The organism is Trinickia sp. LjRoot230, assembly GCF_964253315.1.
In the GTDB taxonomy this organism is placed as follows: domain Bacteria; phylum Pseudomonadota; class Gammaproteobacteria; order Burkholderiales; family Burkholderiaceae; genus Trinickia.
Genome location: NZ_CAXUQX020000001.1, coordinates 3,871,876 through 3,895,082, shown reverse-complemented (window position 1 = coordinate 3,895,082; position 23,207 = coordinate 3,871,876). Strand labels below are relative to the sequence as shown.

20 protein-coding genes are annotated in these 23,207 nt (G+C 63.2%); 6 read left to right on the top strand and 14 right to left on the bottom strand.

Annotation, left to right across the window (positions count from 1 at the left end):
* Positions 1-17: 17 nt before the first annotated feature.
* From ACSQ20_RS17775 to ACSQ20_RS17760, 4 genes are all read right to left on the bottom strand, one after another.
* Complete coding sequence (locus ACSQ20_RS17775) at positions 18-1,583, bottom strand: S8 family peptidase (protein WP_436022247.1); 1,566 nt, start codon at positions 1,581-1,583, stop codon at positions 18-20.
* A gap of 148 nt (positions 1,584-1,731) precedes the next feature.
* The gene (locus ACSQ20_RS17770) at positions 1,732-3,015 is read right to left on the bottom strand and encodes an RNA polymerase sigma factor (RefSeq protein WP_436022245.1); all 1,284 of its coding nucleotides are present in this window, start codon (positions 3,013-3,015) and stop codon (positions 1,732-1,734) included.
* Between the two features lie 48 nt (positions 3,016-3,063).
* Complete coding sequence (locus ACSQ20_RS17765; protein ID WP_436022243.1) at positions 3,064-3,489, bottom strand: YciI family protein; 426 nt, start codon at positions 3,487-3,489, stop codon at positions 3,064-3,066.
* Positions 3,490-3,595: 106 nt separating this feature from the next.
* Positions 3,596-3,949, bottom strand: coding sequence for a YciI family protein (locus ACSQ20_RS17760; RefSeq protein ID WP_436022241.1), 354 nt, complete (start codon positions 3,947-3,949; stop codon positions 3,596-3,598).
* Positions 3,950-4,195: 246 nt separating this feature from the next.
* Between ACSQ20_RS17760 and ACSQ20_RS17755 the strand changes: the two genes are divergently transcribed.
* Positions 4,196-5,353 carry a hypothetical protein gene (locus ACSQ20_RS17755; RefSeq protein ID WP_436022239.1) on the top strand — a complete coding sequence of 386 codons (1,158 nt, stop codon included), beginning with the start codon at positions 4,196-4,198 and terminating at the stop codon, positions 5,351-5,353.
* A gap of 37 nt (positions 5,354-5,390) precedes the next feature.
* Here ACSQ20_RS17755 and ACSQ20_RS17750 read toward each other — a convergent pair whose 3' ends face one another.
* The 5 genes from ACSQ20_RS17750 to argS all read right to left on the bottom strand — a co-directional run bounded on the left by ACSQ20_RS17750 (position 5,391) and on the right by argS (position 11,379).
* Complete coding sequence (locus ACSQ20_RS17750; protein ID WP_436022237.1) at positions 5,391-6,986, bottom strand: ABC transporter substrate-binding protein; 1,596 nt, start codon at positions 6,984-6,986, stop codon at positions 5,391-5,393.
* A 147-nt stretch (positions 6,987-7,133) separates the two neighbouring features.
* Positions 7,134-7,895: an SDR family oxidoreductase gene (locus tag ACSQ20_RS17745; protein WP_436022235.1), complete on the bottom strand. Its 762-nt coding sequence runs from the start codon at positions 7,893-7,895 to the stop codon at positions 7,134-7,136.
* Positions 7,896-7,935: 40 nt separating this feature from the next.
* Positions 7,936-8,583 (bottom strand): thiol:disulfide interchange protein DsbA/DsbL, encoded by a 648-nt coding sequence (locus ACSQ20_RS17740; protein ID WP_436022234.1) that lies wholly within the window; start codon positions 8,581-8,583, stop codon positions 7,936-7,938.
* 60 nt (positions 8,584-8,643) lie between these two features.
* Complete coding sequence (locus tag ACSQ20_RS17735; protein ID WP_436022232.1) at positions 8,644-9,477, bottom strand: SPOR domain-containing protein; 834 nt, start codon at positions 9,475-9,477, stop codon at positions 8,644-8,646.
* A 123-nt stretch (positions 9,478-9,600) separates the two neighbouring features.
* The gene (gene argS / locus ACSQ20_RS17730; RefSeq protein WP_436022230.1) at positions 9,601-11,379 is read right to left on the bottom strand and encodes an arginine--tRNA ligase; all 1,779 of its coding nucleotides are present in this window, start codon (positions 11,377-11,379) and stop codon (positions 9,601-9,603) included.
* A 176-nt stretch (positions 11,380-11,555) separates the two neighbouring features.
* Between argS and ACSQ20_RS17725 the strand changes: the two genes are divergently transcribed.
* The gene (locus ACSQ20_RS17725) at positions 11,556-11,882 is read left to right on the top strand and encodes a DUF1840 domain-containing protein (protein ID WP_436022228.1); all 327 of its coding nucleotides are present in this window, start codon (positions 11,556-11,558) and stop codon (positions 11,880-11,882) included.
* 25 nt (positions 11,883-11,907) lie between these two features.
* Here ACSQ20_RS17725 and metH read toward each other — a convergent pair whose 3' ends face one another.
* The 5 genes from metH to ACSQ20_RS17700 form a co-directional block, all read right to left on the bottom strand.
* Complete coding sequence (metH, locus tag ACSQ20_RS17720; RefSeq protein WP_436022226.1) at positions 11,908-14,625, bottom strand: methionine synthase; 2,718 nt, start codon at positions 14,623-14,625, stop codon at positions 11,908-11,910.
* Between the two features lie 51 nt (positions 14,626-14,676).
* A complete protein-coding gene (locus tag ACSQ20_RS17715) occupies positions 14,677-15,759 on the bottom strand; it encodes a homocysteine S-methyltransferase family protein (RefSeq protein ID WP_436022224.1) in 1,083 nt (360 codons plus the stop codon).
* A 208-nt stretch (positions 15,760-15,967) separates the two neighbouring features.
* Positions 15,968-16,225 carry a BTH_I0359 family protein gene (locus ACSQ20_RS17710; protein WP_085227764.1) on the bottom strand — a complete coding sequence of 86 codons (258 nt, stop codon included), beginning with the start codon at positions 16,223-16,225 and terminating at the stop codon, positions 15,968-15,970.
* 252 nt (positions 16,226-16,477) lie between these two features.
* On the bottom strand, positions 16,478-17,695 hold the full coding sequence (locus ACSQ20_RS17705) for a DUF3108 domain-containing protein (RefSeq protein WP_436022222.1): 1,218 nt from the start codon (positions 17,693-17,695) through the stop codon (positions 16,478-16,480).
* Positions 17,696-17,758: 63 nt separating this feature from the next.
* Positions 17,759-18,658 carry an IclR family transcriptional regulator gene (locus ACSQ20_RS17700; RefSeq protein ID WP_436022220.1) on the bottom strand — a complete coding sequence of 300 codons (900 nt, stop codon included), beginning with the start codon at positions 18,656-18,658 and terminating at the stop codon, positions 17,759-17,761.
* Positions 18,659-18,795: 137 nt separating this feature from the next.
* On the opposite strand from ACSQ20_RS17700, the gene ACSQ20_RS17695 reads away from it, so the two are divergent.
* From ACSQ20_RS17695 to ACSQ20_RS17680, 4 genes are all read left to right on the top strand, one after another.
* On the top strand, positions 18,796-19,788 hold the full coding sequence (locus ACSQ20_RS17695) for a fumarylacetoacetate hydrolase family protein (protein WP_436022218.1): 993 nt from the start codon (positions 18,796-18,798) through the stop codon (positions 19,786-19,788).
* Between the two features lie 135 nt (positions 19,789-19,923).
* Entirely contained in the window at positions 19,924-20,787 is an 864-nt protein-coding gene (locus tag ACSQ20_RS17690; protein WP_436022216.1) for an enoyl-CoA hydratase/isomerase family protein, read from the top strand.
* Positions 20,788-20,863: 76 nt separating this feature from the next.
* Positions 20,864-21,613 (top strand): PhaM family polyhydroxyalkanoate granule multifunctional regulatory protein, encoded by a 750-nt coding sequence (locus ACSQ20_RS17685; RefSeq protein ID WP_436022214.1) that lies wholly within the window; start codon positions 20,864-20,866, stop codon positions 21,611-21,613.
* Positions 21,614-21,690: 77 nt separating this feature from the next.
* Entirely contained in the window at positions 21,691-22,929 is a 1,239-nt protein-coding gene (locus ACSQ20_RS17680) for a patatin-like phospholipase family protein (protein WP_436022212.1), read from the top strand.
* Positions 22,930-23,207 lie beyond the last annotated feature (278 nt).

The window sequence follows — 23,207 nt, the reverse complement described above, 5'->3', positions numbered from 1 at the left end:
AGGCAAGATACCCATCTTCACCGAGCGAGAGCCGCCCCATCTCTGCGCATCGCTCGCCCCGCGTCCAGCATTCCCGCCCCGCAAAGCCGCCCTTGCTCCGCCGAGACCTGCGCGCAACTCGACCCATCCGGATACGGCCGCACGGCCGCGATCAGCTTCGCGCGCACGCGCTCCGGTGTCAGCGTTGGATTCGCCGCCAACATCAGCGCAACGGCTCCCGTCACATGCGGGGCAGCCATGCTCGTCCCGTTGCCGAGCTTGTAGTCGTCCTCGGCAGGCGCACGCTTGCCCGCGTTCGATGTCGACACGATGTCGACGCCCGGCGCACCAAGGTCGATACGCGCGCCAAAATTGCTGAACGATGCCTTCTCGCCGCGCCTGTCGATGGCCGCCACCGCGATCGCCCCGCGACAACTCGCGGGCTGTCCCACTTCACCGTTGCTGTTGCCCGCCGCGGCTACGACCACCACGCCCTGGCGAATCACGTCGTCGAGCGCAGCTTGCATCGCCGCGCCGCAGGGTATCGGCGTGCCGAGGCTGATATTGACGACCTTCGCCGGATGCGGGTTCGTTGGCACGCCAGGAACGGGCAGGCCCGCCGCCCAACGCAGTGCATCGATGACGTCGCTCTGGCGCGCGCCGCATTTGCCGAGCACGCGCACCGGAACGATGCGGCCCTGCCATAGCGCGCCCACGCCGCCGATGCCGTTGCCGGCCATCGCTCCAATCGTGCCCATCACGTGCGTGCCGTGCCACGTGCTGTCGGTAACCCAATCATCGGTGCCGTCGCACTGCCGCGACTCCTCCACGGTCGTCCAATCACCGGGGTCCGACGCATCGGGGTCGCGCCCATCGCCATCGTTGGCGCGCGACGCATCGAGGATGAAGTCATATCCGGGCAGCAGGTTCGCCGCGAGGTCGGCATGCATTCGATGACCGCTGTCGAGCACCGCGACAACCACGCTCCCCCCACCCGCCGCGGCTTCGTCCCAAGCAGCCGGGAAGTTCGCGCCGGCCAACGCATCGGTCCATCCCCACTGCTTGCCATAAAGCGGATCGGTCGGCTCCGCATACGCCCGCATCATGTAATCGGGTTCGGCGTAGCCGATCTCCGGCTGCCGTTCGAGCAACTGCGCGAGCGTCGCGGCTTCGTCGATGGACAACGGGGTGGCGAGCTGCACGACATGCGCCTGTCCAGACATGGCGCGTTCGACGCTGACACCATCGACGTCGCCGGTGGCCCGCCGCGAACGAAGTGCCGCGTTGCCGTTTGCTCGCATCTGCAAGACCCGCATTACGACGTTGCGTGCGGTCTGCGCGGCATCGGTCTCGCCACGCGGCGCATGCGAATCGCTCAGACCGAGCCCGCTTGCATGTCGGTCGTGCAATTGGACGATGAGCCGGGTGATATGGGATTGTCCCAGCGAGGCCGGCTTTGGCGTCCGTTCCCGCTCCAACGCCGATAAACCGCCCTCGGCTGCGTAAGCCGCTCGCATCGCAATATGGCAAACCAACACACACGCCAATACACAAACGTTCCGAAATGCGGCGGCTGCAACGGTTGTTCTTTCAAGCATGAGCATGACGACCTCCTGAATGCTTTTGCTACATGTCGAAAAGCAATGGAAAGCCGTGCCACCGTATCTCACATATCCGCGTGCTCCAGCGGTGGGCCGCGTTTACCAGACGAACGGAATCTCGATATGGGCCGAAGGAACCCGAGCGGGGCTGTCAGGCGGGCCCTTGCGCGTCCATTTCGTTGGCGCGGGCGAGCAGCAGCTCGCGTTCGCGAGCGTTTTGGGTCATGGCGGCGGCGCGCTCGAATTCCGCGCGCGCATCGCGCCATCGGCCGAGCTTGGCCAGTAAATCGCCGCGCACGCTTGGCAGCCAGTGGTAGTGCGCGAGCGCCGGGTTGTCGGATAGCGTTTCGACAATGGCGAAACCTGCTTCGGGGCCGAATGCCATCCCCACCGCCACTGCGCGGTTGAGTTCGACAACGGGCGACGGGCTGATTTGTACGAGCGCGTCGTAAAGTGCGACGATCTGTGCCCAGTCGGTGTCGGCGGTCGTCACGGCGCGCGCATGACAGGCTGCAAGCGCCGCCTGCAACGCGTAAGGGCCGAGCGTGCCGCCCAGCGATTCCGCACGTGCTAACGCTGCGAGGCCCCGCCGGATCAGCAGCGGGTCCCAGCGGGAGCGGTCCTGGTCGGCGAGCAGCACGGGGCGCCCCTGCAAATCGGTACGGGCGTGAATGCGCGAAGCCTGCAGTTCCATCAGCGCCACGAGGCCATGCACTTCGCTTTCGTCGCGCACGAGCTCCGCGAGAATGCGGCCGAGGCGCAGCGCCTCGTCGCACAGCGTCGGACGCATCCAGTCGTCGCCTGCTGTTGCGGCATAGCCTTCGTTGAAAATCAGATAGACGACTTCGAGCACCGAGGCCAGCCGTGTCGCACGTTCGTCCGCGCGCGGCACTTCGAATGGGACTTTCGCGGCGGACAGCGTGCGTTTGGCGCGCACGATGCGCTGCGCGATCGTCGGCTCGGAGACGAGAAACGCGCGGGCGATCTCATAGGTGGTGAGTCCGCCGAGCAGCCGCAGCGTCAGCGCCACGCGCGCGTCGGTCGACAGCACCGGATGGCAGGCGGTGAAGACCAGGCGCAGCAGGTCATCGCCGATATCGTCGGCGCGCGCGGCATCGAGCGCGTCGACGAAGTCGGGCACCACATGCGCTTCGAGCGCATCCATGTCGCGGCCGAGCGCTTCGTGCTTGCGGGCGTGAAGCGCATCGAGCTTGAGCTTGTCGAGTGCACGATGCTTGACGGTGGCCATCAGCCAGGCGCCCGGATTGTCCGGCACGCCTTCGCGTGGCCAATGTTCGAGCGCAGCGACGAGGGCGTCTTGCGCCAGTTCTTCGGCCACGCCGATATCGCGCACGAACCGCGCAGCATACGCGACGACGCGCGCGGATTCGATGCGCCAGACGGCTTCGATGGCGTGGTGGGTCGCGTTCGTCATTGTGCGTTCGTCATCGTCATCGTCATCAATATTGACGTCGTCATCGCCCTAACGGCGAGCGGCTTCGAGTTCGCGCAGCCGCTCGACGGCGGCGTTCGGCGCGAAGTCTTCGAGCTCGTAAAGCTGACGAACCTCGATCTCGCCGTCGGCTGTTTCGCCAAACGGCGCGGGAAAGCGGCGCGCCCACTCCATCGCTTCCTCGCGCGAGCGGACCTGAATCAGCGTGTAGCCGGCAATGAGCTCGCCCACCGCGCCAAACGGGCCGCTCACGACGGTGCGCTTGCCACCGGAATAGCGCACGCGCCAGCCTTTCGAGCTGGGCGTGAGCCCGCTCGCATCGAGCAGCACACCCGCTTTCGCCAGTGCTTCATGGTAGGCGACCATGTCGGCCATTAACTTCTCATCGGCACCCGAATCCGGGCTCGTTTCTGCTTCGCTTTGCGCGGTGGCTCTAACCATGATCATGAATCGCATCGCTCTCCTCCCTCGGGAAAGGGCGCCCAGGGAGCGGGCGCTTGTCGATACGACGAATGACGCGCGCGACATTCGACGTCAGCAGCGCTCGTTTAGGGGAAAACCCTTATTCGTAACAAGGTGCGACGCGGCGGACTTCGATGGTGCACCATTGCGCAGCCGGGCATTCGGCCGCAATCGCAAGGGCATCCTCCTCTCGGTCGCAATTGAGCAGATAAAAGCCGCCGACCATTTCCTTCGCCTCGGCGAACGGTCCGTCGATGAGCCGGCGCTCGCCTTCGCGCACCTGCACGCGCTTCGCGGTCCTGGCGTGGGCGAGGGAATTGGCTGTCACGAGAATGCCACGCGACTGGAGCCCTTTCGAAAACTCGATCATCGCATCGTAGGCCGCGTGTCCGGCTTCCGGGGTGCGTTCGCTGCGCTGATTAGGGGGCTCGACGATTAGCAGCATGTAAGACATGGGGAAACTCCGTTCAAGTGGCGCGCGCTAAGCATAGAACAGCTGTGAGACGGTTGCCAGCGAACGAGCATCGCCGCAATTCGGCGCACGCCGAAGCAATTGGCGAAGAGGTGAGGACGACATGCTCGCTGGCTGCCGTGCGTTGAATTGCGGCGATGTATTCACGGCTTCGGGTATTGGGTGACGCTCGAGAGCGGGTTAGGTCAGGTTGATGCTGCACATCTGCGCCACACTCAGGAACGCAATATGCAAAAGATTCCTGGCAATAATTTTAGTTCGATTGCGGGCACGGGTTCGGATAAGGATAACGCGACGCTCGGCCAACTGGGTCGTTCGTCGAACCCATCGTCGCAACCTCAGACACCTGAATTGTCGGGGCTGCAAAGTATGCCGCAATCCGACGGGCGCCATGTTTCTGCCCGTTTCGGCGCTAACAACGAAAGCCCGCCGGCGTCCGGGCCGTCAAACGGAGAACAAGTCGGCCAAGCGGTACATCAGCGCGTGTTATTCCCGTTAGTCGGTTGGAAAGGCGCTATGTCACTGGTCTTGGACGGCCACGCCGTCGCCGTTGATGCCTCGGGCTGGGTGACAGCCGGAGGCCTACCGGTTCTAACCCATAAGGGCCAGCGGCTGCAGGTTGTCGACGGTGTGCCGATGGCCGGCGGGCAGATTGTTACCGTGAGCAGGGACGGTCGCGTATTTGTCGGTGGCACACAAAATGTCGAAGAAGGACGCGGCTATTCCGGTGGTAAGCAAACCGCTCTAACCACGGACTTGCCGGCACTTATCGCAAAACTGCAGGCCGCCGCAGCAGCTCGCGACGCCAAATCGTCCGAAAGCAAGACGCCGAGCGTTAAGACGCTATTCGACGTGCTGGCTAGAAATGATCGTGGAGAACCGTTCTTTAAACCGAGCCCGAAGACGGTGAAGGCTAATCCCGAAAGGAATGGGTTAGCGACGTTGCAACTGGGTTGGCTTCGCATGAGCGACGGCACTTTGCTCGTCGCATATCAGAACCGTACGGACTTGCGCGCTTACGATTTCAACTGCCACGGATACTCGATTGGTGACTGCGCGTTCATCATCGACAACCACGACATGCAAGAATGGCTCGACAAGACTTCACTCTTGACCAAGACGGAGGACCCTAACCTCGGTGACCTGGTTGTCTACAGAAATACTCACGGCAATATCGAACATTCCGCCATCTTGACGGGCCCAGGAATGGTGACCATGACGGCAGGAACCCGTATGCATCACAACGACGTGAGTACAACGCCTCCCGGCAGTACCGCCGGCCCTTCGAAATTGACCCGCGTCCCCGTCGAGCAAGGGTGGACAGAACCAGGAACGTCAATTGAATATTGGCGGCCGGCAGTATCCACCGACTCTGGCCAGAACTGAGCGCACAGCGGCAGGTTAGCGCCGCTCCCCGACGACGCTACTGCGTCGAAACCACCGCGAAGTTCTGCCGTCCAAACGGGCTGACGCGATATCCGCTAACGCTCGCACCGGTGATCGCCGCCGCTGTCGGATAGCCGAGCGGAATCCAGAGCGCCTCGTCGTGGATGATTTTCTGCGCGGTTTCGTATGCCTTTGCGCGCTTGCTTTGATCGGGCGTGGCGCGCCCCTCGGCGATCAGCTTGTCGAGTTGCGGCGAGCAGTAGCGCGCGAAGTTGATGCCCGACGTGACTGCGTTGCAACTGAAGAGCGGTGTGAGGTAGTTGTCCGGGTCGCCGTTGTCACCTGCCCATCCCATGAAGAGCAAATCATGCTGCCCTTGCTTGGCTTGCTTGATGAGCTCGCCCCATTCGATCACCTTGATGTCGGCCTTCACGCCGATTTTCGCGAGATCGGCTTGCAAGAGTTCCGCGCCGACCTTCGGATTGGGATTCAACACGCTGCCCGTGGGGCGAACCCAGATCGTCGTCGCGAAACCGTTCGGCTGACCTCCTTCGGCCAGCAACTGCTTCGCTTTGGCGACGTCGTAGCCGTAAGCTTGGATCGACTTGTCGTAGCTCCAGGTATTGGGCGGATACGGGTTCGTTGCCGGTTGTGCAGTGTTGTCGAACACGGTTTTCAAATACGTAGTGCGATCGAATGCGAGGTTGAGCGCCTGTCTGACTTTCTCGTTATCGAGCGGCTTGTGGCCGGTATTGATCGCGACGAATGCGGTCATGAAAGCCGGCGTTTCGACCACCTTCAGCGCTTTGTCGGCTTTCGCTGCGGCGACATCCTGCGGCTTCGGCGAGAGCGCGATATCGCATTCGCGCGCCTTAACCTTTTGCGCACGCACGGTTGCATCGGGCGTGATGGCATAGATGAGCCGCTCGGCCTTCGGCTTGGCGCCCCAGTACTGCGGGTTGGCGTCGTAACGGATGATGGCGTCCTTCGTGTAGCTTTTGAGCACGAAGGGTCCTGTGCCAATCGGCTTGGCATTCAGTTCCGTCTCTTTACCCGCCTTGTGCAGTTGATCGGCGTATTCGGCCGAGTAGATCGAGGCGAAGCCCATCGTCAGAATGGGCAAGAACGTCGCATTCGGCTCGTTGAGCTCGAATTTGATCGTCGTGTCATCCACCTTCGTCACTGCTTTCACGAGCTTCACGAGCCCCATCGATTGCGCGTGAGGAAACCCGTTCGGTCCCGTCACCTTATGCCACGGGTTGCTCGCGTCGAGCATGCGCGTGAACGTGAACACGACGTCGTCGGCGATAAGCGGGCGCGTCGGCTTGAAGTAGTCGGTCTGCTGGAAGCGCACTTGCGGCCGCAGATGGAATGTGTAGGTGAGACCGTCGCTGCTGACGTCCCATTTGTTGGCCAGCGCAGGCACTACTTTCTTTTGCACTTCATCGTAGGAGACGAGCGTGTTGAAGATCACGTCAGCCGATGCGTTGGTCGTCACGAGCGAGTTGAATTGCACGACATCGAAGCCGTCAGGACTCGCCTCGGTGCAGACGGTGAGCGGCTTCGCAAGCGAGAGCGCCGGCAAAACGGCAACGAGAGCGGCAGCGAGGACGGCAAGCTGTTTGACGCGCATGGGTTCTCCGAAGGGCAAGCTTGATCGGCAAGTTCTAATCAGTGGGTTCGTATGCGTGCTGCGCCGGTCAGCTTAGACCAATGCCGCGGCAGCGACAACGGCATCGAAACTATATCGATATATCGAAATGATTGCCGCCGGGCTAATTCAGCTGGCCGATTGACGCGGTTTGCGCGGTGCCTTTTCGAAGACGGCGTCGTACAGGCCGCGGGGCAATAAGCGCAGCAACATGGCCACGATACGCATCGGCCACGGAAACACGGCGAAGCGCGCTTTGCGTTCGATCGCGTGCGCGGCTTTTGCGGCAAACCGATCGGCGTCCATCAGAAATGGCATCGGATAGGGATTGTGCGCCGTCATCGGCGTGCGGATGTAGCCAGGCGCAATAGTGACGACCGCCACCCCCAACGGCCGCATTTCGACGCGCAGCGATTCCAGATAGGTGAGTGCGGCAGCCTTTGATGCGCTATAAGCGCCCGAGCCAGGCAGCCCCCGCACGCCAGCCACACTCGCGATGCCGACGAGCGTACCGTGCCGTGCTTCCGCCATATGTGCCGCGAACGGTTCGAACGTCGCGGCCATGCCGAAGCAATTGATGTCCATGACTTCGCGAAATGCCGCCAAGTCCCCATGCCCGGTCGCGACGCCCTTGCTGACACCGGCATTGGCGATGACGATATCGGGCACGCCATGGGTCGCGATGAAATTCGATGCGGCGTCGTCGAGTGCGGCCGCATCGCGCACGTCGACGCTGTAACAGCAGATCGAGACGCTGCGAAAGCGCTGCGCGAATGTCTGGAGCGCAGCGGAGCGGCGGGCCACGAGGCCGAGCACGGCGCCGCGCTGCGCGTAGTGCTCGGCAAGCGCCAGGCCGATTCCGCTGGACGCGCCGGTGATAAAAACCTTCAAGGGTGCGGGGCGACCGGCGCTTGAGTGTCTGACGGCGCGCTCAGAGCTTCTTGGCACGCACTTGCGCGACGAGGTAGTCGAGCACCTTCAGCGTATCGTCAAGGCCGCCCGTCAGCGACGGGCTCGTTTCGTACTTGCCCTGCACGATCAGCGTCGGCACGCCGTCGATGTTGTAGTCCTTCAACTTCTGTGTGTCGCGCTGCAATTCGCTTTGGGTCGAAAACGAATTGTAAGCGGCGAGGAATTTCTGCTTGTCGACGCCTTGCGTGGCTAGGAACGCGGCCTGCGTCTCGGGCGTCAGCAGATAGTCCTTCTTCTCGTGGACCTCGTTAAAGATGATCGGCGTCAGCTTGTTCGCCAGGCCCAGCGCGTCGAGCGCGTGGTAGAGCTTCGAGTGAGGAACGAAGTCTGGGCGGAAGGCCACCGGCACGCGCTTAAAAACGACATCGGGGCGTTGTTTCGCCACCCACTTTTCCAAATGCGGATCGAATTCTTTGCAATGCGGGCAGCCATACCAGAAGAATTCCGTGACTTCGATTTTGCCCGGCGCGATTTCGAGGGGAGGTGCGTTCTTGACCACCTTGTAGTCGGTATCGGCGGCGGGTGCGGCGGGCGACGCTTGCGCGGCGCCCACGCCGGCAATGGTGAGCCCAAAGGAAAAAAACAGTGTGCGGATCAGTTTTTTCATGGATATGAGGTATCGAAAGTCGAACAATGTGCGCCGCGCGTGCCGTTGCCGGCAACGATCTTACTGCTTCGTGAAGCGAATGACCGCGGTATCGACACCTGACTCCGACAGGCGCTGGCGCGTCGCGTTCATATCCTCGAACTTCGCAAACGGTCCGATGCGCACGCGGTAATACGTCGTGCCGCCCGCGTCGCGCTGCGTGACTTTCGATTCGAAGCCCTGGAAAGCAAGACGCGCACGCTGCTGCTCCGCATCCGCGGATGTGCGATAGGAGCCGACTTGCAGGAAGTAGCTCGTGTTGGCTTGCGCACCCGAGGCACCCCCGGCACCGGCGGCACTCGCGCCGGCCGACGGCCCCGATGCCGCGTTATTCGCATGCTGTTGCGCGGGCGCCGCAGCGCTGCCTCCAGCCGGCGCATTGGCGGTCGTGGCGGGTTGCGGCGGCTTCTTCGCCGGCGCGGGCGCGTTTTGCTGAGCCGGCTGCGGTATCTGAGGCGGTGCCGCGTTGCCGGCAGAGGCCGCCGGCGGCACTTCGACGATCTGCGGCTCTTCGAGCAGACCCGGGGCATTGGGTTTCGCCGCGTTGCCGGCCGATTGGCCCGGCGCCGTATTGGGCGGCGCGCTTTGCGCCGTTTGCGGCACCGGCTGCCCGGGCGACTTGCCTTGCAGCGCTCGGTTCGGATCGTATTGCTGATCGGTCGCACCCGCGCCCGACGCCGCAGGCGGGGCCACCTTGTCGACGAACGGCGTCGGCGCGCGCGTAATGTAAAGCGCCACCACGACGGCAATCGCAAGCCCGACGATCAAACCGAGCACGATGCCCAGGAACGTGCTGCCGGTTTGTTTCGACTGCTTCGAAGTGCTGCGCGGCGAAGTACGGCTCGGTTTTGCCATTGTCTGAATCACCTGCGAAAGAAACGCGAGAAAACCCGTGAAAGGAGCGGACGGCGCGCGATATTCAGGCGCGCCCAAATGCGGCCACGATTATAGCGACGCGCGGCCATGCCGCATCCGAGACTACATCTTGACCGGCGCCGATACGCCGATTATTGCAAGACCATTGGCCAGTACCTGCCGTGTGGCGGCGATGAGCGCGATGCGCGCCTCGCGCTCCGCGCGCTCGTCGACGAGCACGCGCTCGGCATTGTAAAACGAGTGGAATTCGCCGGCGAGTTCGCGCAGATAGAACGCCACGGCATGCGGCGCCAGTTCGCCGGCTGCGTGCGTGAGCACGTCAGGGTATTCGGCGAGCTTGGCGAGCAGCGCCATCGCGCGCGGGCTCGTGAGCGGCGCCACGTCGCAGGCGCCGAGCATCGACTCGTCGCCGTTAAAGCGCGTCTTCCACTCGCCGAGCACCGACGAGATCCGCGCATGCGCGTACTGCACGTAGTAGACCGGGTTTTCGTCGTTCTGCTTCAGCGCGAGGTCGACGTCGAACACGAACTCGGTGTCCGCCTTGCGCGAAATCAGGAAGAACCGCACGGCATCCCGCCCGCGCCGGATCGTTTCCGCATCGAGCAACTCGGGCGACGCCTCCGAGCCCGGCGCGGCACCGCCCGACCACTCGATCAAATCACGCACGGTCACATAACTGCCCGCACGCTTCGAAATCTTGACCTCCTGACCGTCGCGCATCACGGTCACCATCTTGTGCAGCACGTAATCGGGATAGCCCTGCGGGATGCCGGCATTCAGCGCCTGCAAGCCCGCTCGCACGCGCGCGATCGTGCCGTGGTGGTCTGAGCCCTGCACGTTGATGACTTTCGCGAAGCCACGCTCCCACTTGCTGACGTGGTAGGCGACATCGGGCACGAAGTACGTATAGGTGCCGTCCGACTTGCGCATGACGCGGTCTTTGTCGTCGCCGTATTCCGTGGTGCGAAGCCACAGCGCGCCTTCCTGCTCGAACGTCTTGCCTGCGGCCATCAACGCCTGCACCGTGTTTTCGACGCGCCCCTCGGTATAAAGCGACGATTCGAGGAAGTACTGATCGAACTTGACGCCGAACGCCTGCAAGTCCATGTCTTGCTCGTGGCGCAAATAGGCGACGGCGAACCGGCGGATGGCTTCGAGGTCGTCCGCGTCGCCCGCGCCCGTCACCGGTTCGACGTCCTTTGCGGTCACCGTCTCTCGGTTCAGGTAATCGCGCGCGATGTCGGCAATGTACTCCCCGTTGTAGGCGGACGCGGGCCAGCCGGCGTCGCCTGGCTTGAGCCCGCGCGCGCGGGCCTGCGTCGAGAGCGCGAGGTTGCCGATCTGCACGCCGGCGTCGTTGTAGTAGAACTCGCGCTGTACATCGTAGCCTTGGCTTGCGAGCACATTCGCAAGCGCATCGCCCAACGCGGCCTGGCGGCCGTGGCCGAGATGCAGCGGGCCGGTCGGATTGGCCGAGACGAATTCGACCATGACGCGCTTGCCTGCAGCGTGGGGCGATCGGCCGAATGCATCGGCTTGCTGCAGCACAGCGCCCACGACGGCTTGTCTGGCCGCCGTCGTTAAATGCAGGTTGATGAAGCCGGGCCCCGCGATTTCGGCGCTATCGACGAGGCCGCGCGCGCCCGGCTGCGCGATCAGCACGTCGACGATGCGCTGCGCGAGCTCGCGCGGATTCTTCTTGAGCGGCTTGGCGAGCTGCATCGCGGCATTGCAGGCGACGTCGCCGTGGGCGGCGACTTTCGGCCGTTCGAGCACGATGGCGGGCAAGGCTGGCGCCGCAGCGCCTTCAAGGTCGGCGGCGACTTGCCGGATGCTCGTCGCGAGCAGGGTTTCGAGTGTTTCTTTGTGTTCGGGCAGCATGCTTTTCGTGCGTCGAATGGGGCGGTCTCGCGTGAGCGGACCGGAGTGGGGCGGGCAGGCGCCTGTCGCGCCGCGCTGTTCGGTCTAGCCGGATTTTAGCAGGTGCTAATATCTCGAATCAGCGCGTGCGCGCGGCCAAGCGCGCGAATTCGATAGAAAAACTTAGGAAACGGGTCATGCTAATCACTTTTAAATGCCGTTCGACGCCGGACGTCGTGATGCTCGAAAATCTAGCCCAATATCTGATCGGGATCGTCGGCAAGCAGCTCGGTCAGCGCGGCGTCATCAGCCACGATGAACTGGATACGGCGATTGCGAAGCTCGAGGCGGCCATTCTCGTCGACAAGAAAGAGACGGCCGAACACGAAGGCTATTTCCATGAAGGCGAGGAAGGGCGTCAGCCGCACGAACTGCCGATTGGCTTGGCTCAGCGCGCTTTCCCGTTCCTCGACATGCTGCGCGAGGCAAAAAAGGACAATACCGATGTGCTCTGGGGCGTCTGAACAACTGGCCGCCCTGCCGCACGTGTCAGAGTTGCGGCGCTAGCGCGCGCTCGGCCTCGGGTAACGACAAACTCATACGGCGTGCGTAGTCCTCGAGTTGATCGCGGCCGATCTTGCCGACCGAAAAGTACCGGCTTTCCGGATGCGCCAAATAAAAACCCGACACGCTCGCAGCCGGCAGCATCGCGAGCGAATCGGTGACGCTCATGCCGATCTCCTCCGCTTTCAGCACCTCGAACATATCCCGCTTGACGAGGTGATCCGGGCACGCCGGGTAGCCCGGTGCCGGACGGATGCCGACATAGCGCTCGTCGATGAGCGCGCGGTTATCGAGCGCTTCATCAGCCGCGTAGCCCCACAGCTCGCGTCGCACGCGCGCGTGCAACGCTTCGGCGAACGCTTCGGCGAAGCGATCGCCGAGGGCTTTGAGCGTGATCGCGCTGTAATCGTCGTGATCGGCGAGAAACTGCTTTTCTTTGACATCGACGCCAATGCCGGCCGTCACCGCGAAAAGCCCGATGTAATCGGCCACGCCGGAGTCCTTCGGTGCGATGAAATCAGCAAGCGAGCGGTTTGGCCGCATCACGCCGTCCACGACGGGCCGCACGCTTTGCTGCCGTAAATTGCGCCAAGTCAGCGCGACCTCGCTGCGCGAGTCGTCGGTGTAGATTTCGATATCGTCGTCGCCGACTGTGTTGGCCGGCAACAGCGCGAGCACGCCGTTCGCTGTGAGCCAGCGGCCCTGAATCAGCCGCGAGAGCATGGTCTTCGCGTCAGAAAACACGCGGCGCGCCGATTCCCCGACAATCTCGTCGTTCAGGATGGCCGGGTACGGGCCGGCAAGGTCCCATGTCTGGAAGAACGGGCCCCAATCGATATAGCTCGCAAGCTCGTTCAAATCGTAGTTCTTGAACACGCGCCGGCCGATGAACCGCGGCTTGGGCGGGTGGTAGTTCGCCCAATCGGTCTTGGCCTTGTTCGCACGCGCGGCCGAAAGCGTCACCATTGGCTGCGCCTTTTTGTTGGCATGCTGCTGGCGAATGCGTTCGTAGTCCGCTTTGAGTTCGTCGAGGTACTTCGCCGCGCCTTCGTCGGACAGCAGGCTCGACGCAACGGACACCGAGCGCGACGCATCAGGCACGTAGACGACGGGCCCCTCGTAGTTCGGCGCAATCTTTACCGCGGTATGCACGCGCGAGGTCGTCGCACCGCCAATCAATAGCGGAATTTTCTTGATGCGGAAGTACTCGTCGCGCTGCATTTCGGAGGCGACGTAAGCCATTTCCTCGAGGCTCGGCGTAATGAGCCCCGACAAGCCGACGATATCGGCGCCTTCGACCTTCGCCTTCGCGAGAATCTCGTTACACGGGACCATCACGCCCATGTTGACGACTTCGAAGTTGTTGCATTGGAGCACCACCGACACGATGTTCTTGCCGATGTCATGCACATCGCCTTTCACCGTCGCGATGACGATCTTGCCCTTGGCGCGCACGTCGCCCCCTGCTGCGGCGATGAGCTTTTTTTCCTCTTCGATGAACGGGATCAAATGGGCGACGGCTTGCTTCATCACGCGGGCCGATTTCACGACCTGCGGCAAGAACATCTTGCCCTGCCCGAACAGGTCGCCCACGATATTCATGCCGTCCATCAGCGGCCCTTCGATCACATTGATCGGACGCCCGCCCGCTGCTGCGACCTTCTGCCGCACTTCTTCGGTATCTTCGACGATGAAGTTGGTGATGCCGTGCACGAGCGCATGGGCGAGGCGCGCTTCGACGGGCGCATTGCGCCACTCGAGGTTTTCCTCTTTCTTCGCCGCGCCGGTTTTGAACTTGTCGGCAATCTCGAGCAGGCGGTCGGTGCCGTCGGAGCGGCGATTCAGGATCACGTCCTCGACGCGTTCGCGCAATTCGGGATCGAGCTCGGCATACACGCCAAGCTGCCCGGCGTTGACGATGCCCATGTCCATGCCGGCTTGGATTGCGTGATACAGAAACACGGTGTGGATGGCCTCGCGCACCGGGTCGTTGCCGCGAAACGAGAACGATACGTTCGACACGCCGCCGCTCACCTTCGCATACGGCAGGTTCTGCTTGATCCACCGCGTGGCGTTGATGAAATCGACCGCGTAGTTGTTGTGTTCTTCGATTCCCGTTGCGACCGCGAAGATATTCGGATCGAAGATGATGTCCTCGGGTAGGAAACCGACCTCGTCGACGAGAATGCGGTACGAGCGCTGGCAGATCTGCGTCTTGCGCTCGAACGTATCGGCCTGGCCTTTCTCGTCGAATGCCATCACGACGGCGGCCGCGCCGTAGCGCCGAATCAGGCGCGCATGGTGACGGAAGGCGTCTTCGCCCTCCTTGAGCGAGATCGAATTGACGATCGCCTTGCCTTGCACGCACTTGAGGCCCGCTTCGATCACCTCCCATTTCGACGAGTCGATCATGATCGGCACGCGCGCGATGTCGGGCTCCGATGCAATCAGATTCATGAAGCGGACCATCGCCGCTTTCGAATCGAGCATCGCTTCGTCCATGTTCACGTCGATGACCTGCGCGCCGTTTTCAACCTGCTGGCGCGCAACGGCGAGCGCTTCGTCGAACTGGTTGTTCAGCACCATGCGCGCGAACGCTTTGGAGCCCGTTACATTCGTGCGCTCGCCGACGTTGATGAAAAGCGTTCCCGAGCTCACGTTGAACGGCTCGAGGCCGGCCAGGCGCATCGTGTGGTCTGTCATGGTGCTCATCGTTAAATGGCGGGGGAAGGTGGGCGGCGCCCTACCTTGCAGTCATTCGGCTGATTCAACCGTTTCGCGATAGTGTGCCCAGCGACGCGGCTTCACGCCAGCTAGCGCTTTGGCTATCGCGGCAATATGTTCGGGCGTGGTTCCGCAGCAGCCGCCCGCCAGGTTCACGAGCCCCGCTTCGGCGAATTCCTTCAAGAGCGCCGAGGTGTCGGCCGGAGTTTCGTCGAAACCTGTATCGCTCATCGGGTTCGGCAAGCCGGCGTTCGGATAGCACGAGACGTAGGTATCGCACAACTTCGACAACTCGGCGATATAAGGCCGCATCAACGCCGCACCGAGCGCGCAATTCAGACCGAACATCAGTGGGCGCGCATGGCGCAGCGAGTTCCAGAACGCTTCGACCGTCTGCCCCGACAAGATCCGGCCCGAGGCGTCGGTGACCGTGCCCGAGATCATGATCGGCAGGCGCTCGCCGGTAGCGTCGAACAGTTCGTCGAGCGCGAACAGCGCGGCCTTCGCATTCAATGTATCGAAGATCGTTTCGACGAGGAACAGGTCGACGCCGCCTTCGAGCAGCGCTTTCGCCTGTTCGTAATAGGCCGCGCGCAATTCGTCGAACGACGTATTGCGCGCACCCGGGTCGTTCACGTCGGGCGAGATGCTGGCCGTCTTCGGCGTCGGGCCGATCGCGCCGGCCACGAAGCGTGGCTTCGTTGGCGTCGAATATTTGTCGCAGGCCGCACGCGCGAGCCGCGCCGAGACAAGATTCATTTCAGGCGCCAGCGCTTCCATGCCGTAATCGGCCTGCGCGACGAATGTCGCACCGAAGGTGTTCGTTTCGACGATGTCGGCGCCCGCGGCAAGATACTGCTCGTGGATCTCGCTGATGATGCTCGGCTGCGTGATCGACAGCAGTTCGTTGTTGCCTTTCACGTCGCGCGAGATGTCTTTGAACCGTTCGCCGCGGTAGCTCGCTTCGTCGAGTTTGTAGCGCTGAATCATGGTGCCCATCGCACCGTCGAGAATCAGGATGCGCGAGGCGAGCAGCGCTGGCAGCGCTTGAGCGCGGGTATAAGACGTGTCCGCCGCGACGGCTGCGGCGGACGAAGCGGCTGACGAAGTCATGGCAGAAAGGGCCGTAGCCGGAGTCCAGTGGGAGCGTTACATTGTAGCGGGTGTGGCCCGCGCTCGCCCAAAGCCCCTTCATCCCTGGTGAACGCACAGCAAACGCTGCGGAAAGCAGACGAAAAAAACCCCGTCCGGTGCGAACCGGACAGGGTTTTCGGAGGTGCCGCCGTTACGTTGCTGCGCGGGTGCTCAGTGCGTCAGTGCATCAGTGCAGTACGACGGGCTGATTCATCAAGCTATCGAACTGGCCGAGAAATTCGTCGACCTCGTCGAGGCTCGGCTCCTCTTCGATCAGCTTGCGAACGTGCTCGCGAAAGCGTGCCGCCATTGCGCCATCGATGAAGATCTCGCGCTGCGTGTTCTTATCTACGATTTCGTAGCCACCTGCGTTCATCGCCAGATGGCCGGCTTGCGGCGCGAACTCGACGACACAATAGTTGGGGCTGTTGTAGATCATTTGCATGGCGACACTCCTTATTCCGTTTGGCTCCTGGCCGTTTTCCGCCCTGTACGTGGAGCGTTGTGCATGGAATTTCAAGGGGTGGGTCTTAAACGACGCTTAAACAGTGCAAAAAACCGACACCGCATTCGAAACAAGCATCGCAGACCTAACGCTTAGACCCCGGCCATACCAAACGTTCGAGCGGCGAACGAAAACATCGAGTGAGGTTGGTACGCCTCCACACCTTCTATAACGGTACTCCAGGCCGCTGGTTTAGGGTTTTTCGCGCGTCGGCAGCTCAGTTGGCGCAACACCGGGCGACTCGCCTGGTGTCGTCGGTACGGATGCATTTTCCGGACCCGGCGCCGTCAGCGGGCCGCGCCAGACGAGTTCGACTAGCGTGCCGTTCGGTTCCGTTTGCCTGATGCGGGCCGGTAGCCAGCCCAGCGCGGGCGCGAGCCAGACGTCGATACGCCGTGCGTCGTTGGCGCGTCGCGGTAAGCGCATGAAATGGCGTGCACTGACGAAACCGGCTGCAGTACGCACCGTTTCGTCGCCGATCGTCTCGATTGGCCAAATTTCACCACTGTTGTCGTCGGCGACGTAGAAATTGCGCGTGACACCCGGGCGATAGGCGTCCGGGTCGCCGCGCACCAGGCTGGCAAGCTGCATCACCATGCTGAAGCGGTCCTGGGCGCCGTCCGGCAGCGCGAGCGTGGCGCTTGTGCGCGTGAAGCCGATGCGTCGCGCTTGCCGGTCGAATGTCGTGACTTCCTCGGGCCGGCGGCCGCGGTGCTCCACGTATCGGTCAGGGGCGAGGCCGAATGCGTCGACGCGGCCTCGGCTCGCGTAGGTAAATGTGCCGACGAACGGCAGCGGCACCGAGACGATTATCTCGTATCCGTTGCCATCGCTCGTCCAGTGGATCGTACCGACCGCGTTTTGGACGCCGTTGAAAAACGTGTCGTAGCGGAATTCGCCAGACGGCGGCACCGAAAACTTCACACCATTGGTTTTTTCGTCGGCGTGGCCGGTTTTCGACCCTTCGGTGGCAGCCGCGGCTTGAGCTGCGCCGTTTGTTGTCCCCTCGCTTGTGCCCGAGGCCGGGCTGGCAGCAGCGGACGCTGGCGTGAGAGGCGCGGCGCTCGTGGATTCAGCGGGCTCGAGCGCCTGCAATACGTGCTCGGACGATGCTTTCGAATGCGCTGTGCTGGTTCGCCGCTGTGCGCGCGTGGCCGCAGGCGGCCCGCCGCGCGGGCTCGCTTGCGCCGGCTCGCGAGCGATGCGTTCCGGCCGCAGCAGCGCAACCTCCACTGGCGGCTTTTGCGTGTTTGCCGCAAAGAGGTCGCGATGACGCGCGAACCAAATGCCGACCAAGCCATGAACAAGCAGCACGCATAACAAAACGACGCCCCAGCGCCATGACTGGGTACGCGCTTTCGAAGTGAGAAGGGCGGTGCGGAACGAATCCGGCAGTGCGTTCAGAGGCATGACAGTGGCAACGCGCGAAAACGGGCAAGCGCGCGGCACGCAAGGTACGCGCTTCACGCTCGGTCAGTGCGGCGAGGGGCTGTATCCCAGTTCGTACGAGAGTTTTTCTGCGCACGCGCGCAGCGCTCGGGCGGTCGTGCCGTCCCATGCAATATCGAATACCCCTTCCTGCCCGAGCGCGATGATGCCGAGCGCAAGCGCCCCGGTCGCGTCGAACACGGGCATGCAAAACGCGTCGATGGTCGGCACCAGCATGCCTTCCACGCGCGCCGCGCCATTGCTCCTTACGTCTGCAAGCAAGCGTTCGACTTCGTCTTGCGTGCGAGGCAAGGCGGCGTGCGGCGAGTGGCGTGCATCGGCGAGCTCACGCTCGATCAGCGCCTGCGTCTTGCCGCGAGGCAAGTAAGCCGCAAAGAGCAGGCCTGTCGCCGAGCTGAGCAACGGCATCACGTCGCCGAGCTTGAGCGCTGCCTTCGCAGGGCGGCTCGATTCGGCCCAATGCACGACAGTCGGCCCTTGATTGCCCCACACGGCGATGCCGAGCGTTGCATCCAACCGCTCGTGCAGTTCGGCCAGCGCAAGATGGGCGAGCTTCACACCGTCAACGCGCGCGAGCCGCGCGAGCCCCATTTGCAGCGCGAAGCCGCCGAGTTCGTAGCGGCCCGTCAACGGGTCTTGTGCCACGACGCCCAGCCGCTGGAAGCTCACGAGATAACGGTGGGCCTTGGCCGGGCTCATGCCGGCGCGGCCCGCCAGGTCGCGCAGCATCATCGCGCGCGGCTCGCGCGTGAGGACGTCGAGCAGCCGAAAGCCGACCTCGATCGACTGGATACCCGCGCGTGTTTTTTCCTCGGTGTCGTCCGTGTCCTCGGTTTCGAGTGAGTCGTCGGTGCGCCCGGTCGACGCGCCGGGCGAGGCGTGTTCCGCGGGCGAAGCAGGAGGGGCGGCAAAGGGTGTGGGCATGGAGCGAAAGAAGAGCGCCGGGGAAAAAGCAAACGCGAGGGAAGCGATACGGCGACGTGAAATGGCTACCGCAAGTTCACCATCGTAAAATAGATTTCCCCTATCGTCACTACGTCACTACCACGCTTCGATCCTTTATGAAACTTGCCACGCTGAAAGACGGTTCACGCGACGGTCAACTGATCGTCGTGTCTCGCGATTTGCGCACGGCGGCCATCGCCGATGCGATTGCGCCGACGCTGCAGCGCGCGCTCGATGATTGGCCGTTTTATGCGCCGCAACTCGCCGAGCTCTCTGACGCGGTCAATCAGGGCATGGCGCGGCATTCATTCCCATTCGAGCCGAACGACTGTATGGCGCCGTTGCCGCGCGCCTACCAATGGGCCGACGGCTCGGCCTACGTGAACCACGTCGAACTCGTGCGGCGCGCACGCGGCGCCGAGATGCCGCCCGAGTTCTGGACCGACCCTTTGATGTATCAGGGCGGCAGCGACGACTTTCTCGGCCCGCGCGACGACATCGTCTGCGCATCGGAGGCGTTCGGCATCGACTTCGAAGCGGAAGTCGCGGTCGTCACCGGCGATGTCCCGATGGGCGCTACGCCCGAGGCGGCTTTACGCGGCGTGCGGCTCGTGATGCTGGCCAACGACGTCTCGCTGCGTGAGCTGATCCCCGCCGAACTGGCCAAGGGCTTCGGCTTTTTTCAAAGCAAGCCGGCCACGTCGTTTTCGCCCGTGGCGGTGACACCCGATGAGCTCGGCGAGCACTGGCGCGACGGGCGGGTTCATCGGCCGATGATCGTTCATTGGAACGGCAAGAAGGTTGGCCAACCCGACGCGGGCGCCGACATGGTGTTCCATTTCGGTCAGTTGATCGCACATGCTGCGAAGACACGCAACGTGCGTGCGGGCTCGATCGTCGGGTCCGGTACGGTGTCGAACCAGGACGCGCAACGCGGCTATTGCTGTATCGCCGAGAAGCGTTGCCTCGAAACCATTGCCGACGGCGCCGCGACAACCGGCTTCATGATGTACGGCGATACCGTCAAAATCGAGATGTTGGACGAAGCAGGCCGGTCGATCTTCGGTGCGATCGAGCAATCCGTCGCGCCGCTCGATGCGGCGGATTGATTGCATGGCTTTGCGCCGGGTTTCGCCCGATGCCTGCATGCGCATGTGCGCCTACACTGTCACGGCGTGCGAAACGTGGACAAGCGGGCGGGCATAGCAGGGCCGCAAGCGAACCCTATCGACGAGCCAGGACCCATGACCGAGACGACGAACACTGACGAGGGCAACGAGGCTCCGCCTGAGTGCTATCAGAAGTATCAATCGCTGCGGGTGCACCTGCACGAAGCGGGCGTGATCGAAATCGTCATGAGCGGCGAAGGTATGAACCGCAGTGGGCTCGCGGCGGCTGACGAACAAATGCATCGGGAACTCGCCGAAATCTGGCGCGACGTCGATCGCGATCCGGCCACGCGTGTCGCGCTGATTCGCGGCGAAGGCAAGGGCTTTTCGGCGGGTGGCGACCTCGCGCTGGTCGAGCAGATGGCGGCGCATCATGACGTTCGCACGCGTGTATGGCGCGAGGCGCGCGAGTTGGTCTACAACATCATCAACTGCAGCAAGCCGATTGTATCGGCGATGCACGGGCCTGCGGTCGGCGCGGGGCTGGTCGCAGGGCTGCTGGCGGACGTATCGATTGCCGCGCATGATGCGCGCATCATCGACGGCCATACGCGCCTGGGCGTGGCCGCGGGCGATCACGCTGCGATCGTCTGGCCGTTGCTGTGCGGCATGGCGAAGGCGAAGTACCATCTGCTGCTGTGCGAGCCGGTGAGCGGCACGGAGGCCGAACGCATCGGGCTCGTGTCGCTGGCCGTGGACGCGGCCGATTTATTGCCGAAGGCGTTCGATGTGGCGAATCGGCTCGCACGAGGCTCGCAAAGCGCGATACGCTGGACGAAGTACGCGCTGAACAATTGGCTGCGAATGGCCGGGCCCACCTTCGATACCTCGCTTGCGCTCGAATTCATGGGCTTTGGCGGGCCCGACGTACAAGAAGGCATTCGCTCGCTGCGCGAGAAGCGTGCGCCTGATTTTCCGGATGCCGGCGGCGCGCTTTGACAGTCCTTTACCCGTGACGGTGACAGCGACTGTGGCGTGTCCCCACAATCGATTGACGATGAGAGGCTAGACGCAAATGACCGATACCGCAGGTGACAAGCCGTTCCCCGGTTTTCCGGGCTTTCCGCCCGCTGAAATGCTCGACAAGATGTGGGACATGATGCGTCTGACGCCGTTCGGCTCGGCGTTTCCGGGCATGCAGCCTGGCAGTGCGCAAGGCTTCGGCTCGCCGCTCACGGCGATGTCGGACATGATGTCGCCGCTGATGAGCGTCGAAGACCTCGACAAGCGCATTACGGACATGCGAGCAGTCGAGCAGTGGCTCAAGCTCAACGTCAATATGCTGAGTTCGGCCATTCAGGCACTCGAGGTGCAACGGGCGACGCTCGCTACGCTGCGCGCCTTCGGCGCATTTGCGGACGCGTCGATGTCCCAGGCGCCGAAGGCCGAGGCCGCGCGGCCCGCATCGAGCGGATGGACGACTTCGTCGAGCGGTGCCGCGTCGAAGCCCGAGGGTGAGACGCGCGCATCCGGTGACGACGCGCAGCGCGAGCAGGCATCGCACGACGCAAGCGCCGCGGGGCAACCCGCGTTCGACCCTTCGGCTTGGTGGAACTTGCTGCAATCGCAGTTCAATCAGCTTGCCTCGTTTGCTGTTTCGCAGCCTGGTGCGGGCGCCGCGGCCGCCGGCAATGCCGCAGCGGATGCAAAGCCGGAAGGCGCGAAGCCGGCCGCAAAGCGTGCCGCGACCGCTAAACGCCCGGCCGCGCCCAAGCGGGGCGGCACCGCACCCCGGCCCACGCCTACCTCGTCGAACGAAAAATAGCGGCCGCAAAACGTGACGCCAGCAAGGATCGATGGAGTGAAGACGCACATGCGGCGCGGCGCCCGAAGGAGAGGGCCGTGCGGCTCGCGCTCGTACTGATGGGCGGCGGCGCGCGGGCCGCTTATCAAGTCGGCGCGCTCAAGGCACTCGCCGAGATCGCGCGCGACGTCGAACCGGCACGGCGCACGCTGCCGTTCTCGGTGATCTGCGGCACGTCGGCCGGTGCGATCAATGCGACGTCGATTGCCAGCCATGCGGACGACTTCACGCACGGCGTCGCGCTGCTCGTCAATTTTTGGTCGTCTATCCGCGCGCAGCAGGTCTACCGGACCGACTGGCTCGGTGTGGCGGCCGCGGGCGCCCGCTGGCTTGCCGCCATGAGCTTCGGATGGGCGGTGCGGCGCGCACCGCGCGCGCTGTTCGACAATAGTCCACTGGCCGACCTGCTCGAGCACGCGCTCGACTTCGGACGCATTGGCGCTGCGCTCGATACACGCGTGCTGCATGCGTTGTCGATTTCCGCGCTCAGCTATTCGAGCGGCCGGCATCTGACGTTTTATCAGGCCGCGGAGCCGATTACGCAATGGCGCCGCGCGCAGCGCACGGCCAGCATGGTCAAGCTCTCGCCGGCCCATTTATTGGCGTCGTCGGCGATTCCTTTGCTTTTTCCCGCGGTGCCGCTCGAGATCGACGGACAGGTCGAATATTTCGGCGACGGCTCCATCCGGCAGATCGCACCGCTGAGCCCGGCGATTCACTTCGGGGCCCAACGGATCGTCGTGCTCGGCGCCGCGGCGCCACGCCCGGAGGTGCCGGTCGCGCCCAGCGCGGCGAGCGGCTATCCATCGCTTGCGCAGATCGGCCAGCAGGTGCTGGCGAGCGTGTTTCTCGATTCGATCGGTGCCGATATCGAACGTATCGAGCACATCAACGCGATGATTCGCCATTTGCCGCGCGAAGTGGCGCCCGAAAGTGGCTGGCGCCATGTCGATGTCCTGCCGATTGCGCCTTCCGAGCGCATCGAGGTGCTCGCGGCGCGACATTTGAAGCGCCTGCCGCTGACGGTGCGCGGCTTGCTCGGTGCGGTGGGAGGTGATCGCGCGGCGGGCGCTTCGTTTGCGAGCTACTTGCTGTTCGAGGCCGAGTTCGCCGCCGAGTTGATTGATCTCGGTTATCGCGATGCGCTTGCACATCGCGCGCAACTCGCCCGGTGGATCGCGACGGCCAATCATGGGACGGTGCGTGCGCCGTCCGGCACATCCGTTACGGATGCGCCGACCGATATTTCCGCGCACGACGGCCGCGCGGTCCGCTAAACCGGCCGATAGTCTTTCGTTTTGCTTTCAAAGCTTCTTCCGGGCAGGCCCGGCATGTTATTATCCGAAAGCTTTCGATCTGTGGGCGAACACCGAAAACCATGATCGCGGCAGTTCGTTGCGCCGCCGTCCGCCGGAACACGAAAGGAAAGGCTCGGCGCCTTGGGGCGAATACCCGCTCGGCCATCAACCGTTCGATCATCACAGGTTGAGCCCGGTCAACAAGCAGCGGGACATTACCGCTTAAAATTGCAATTTTTCGCTGTCACGATGCGCTC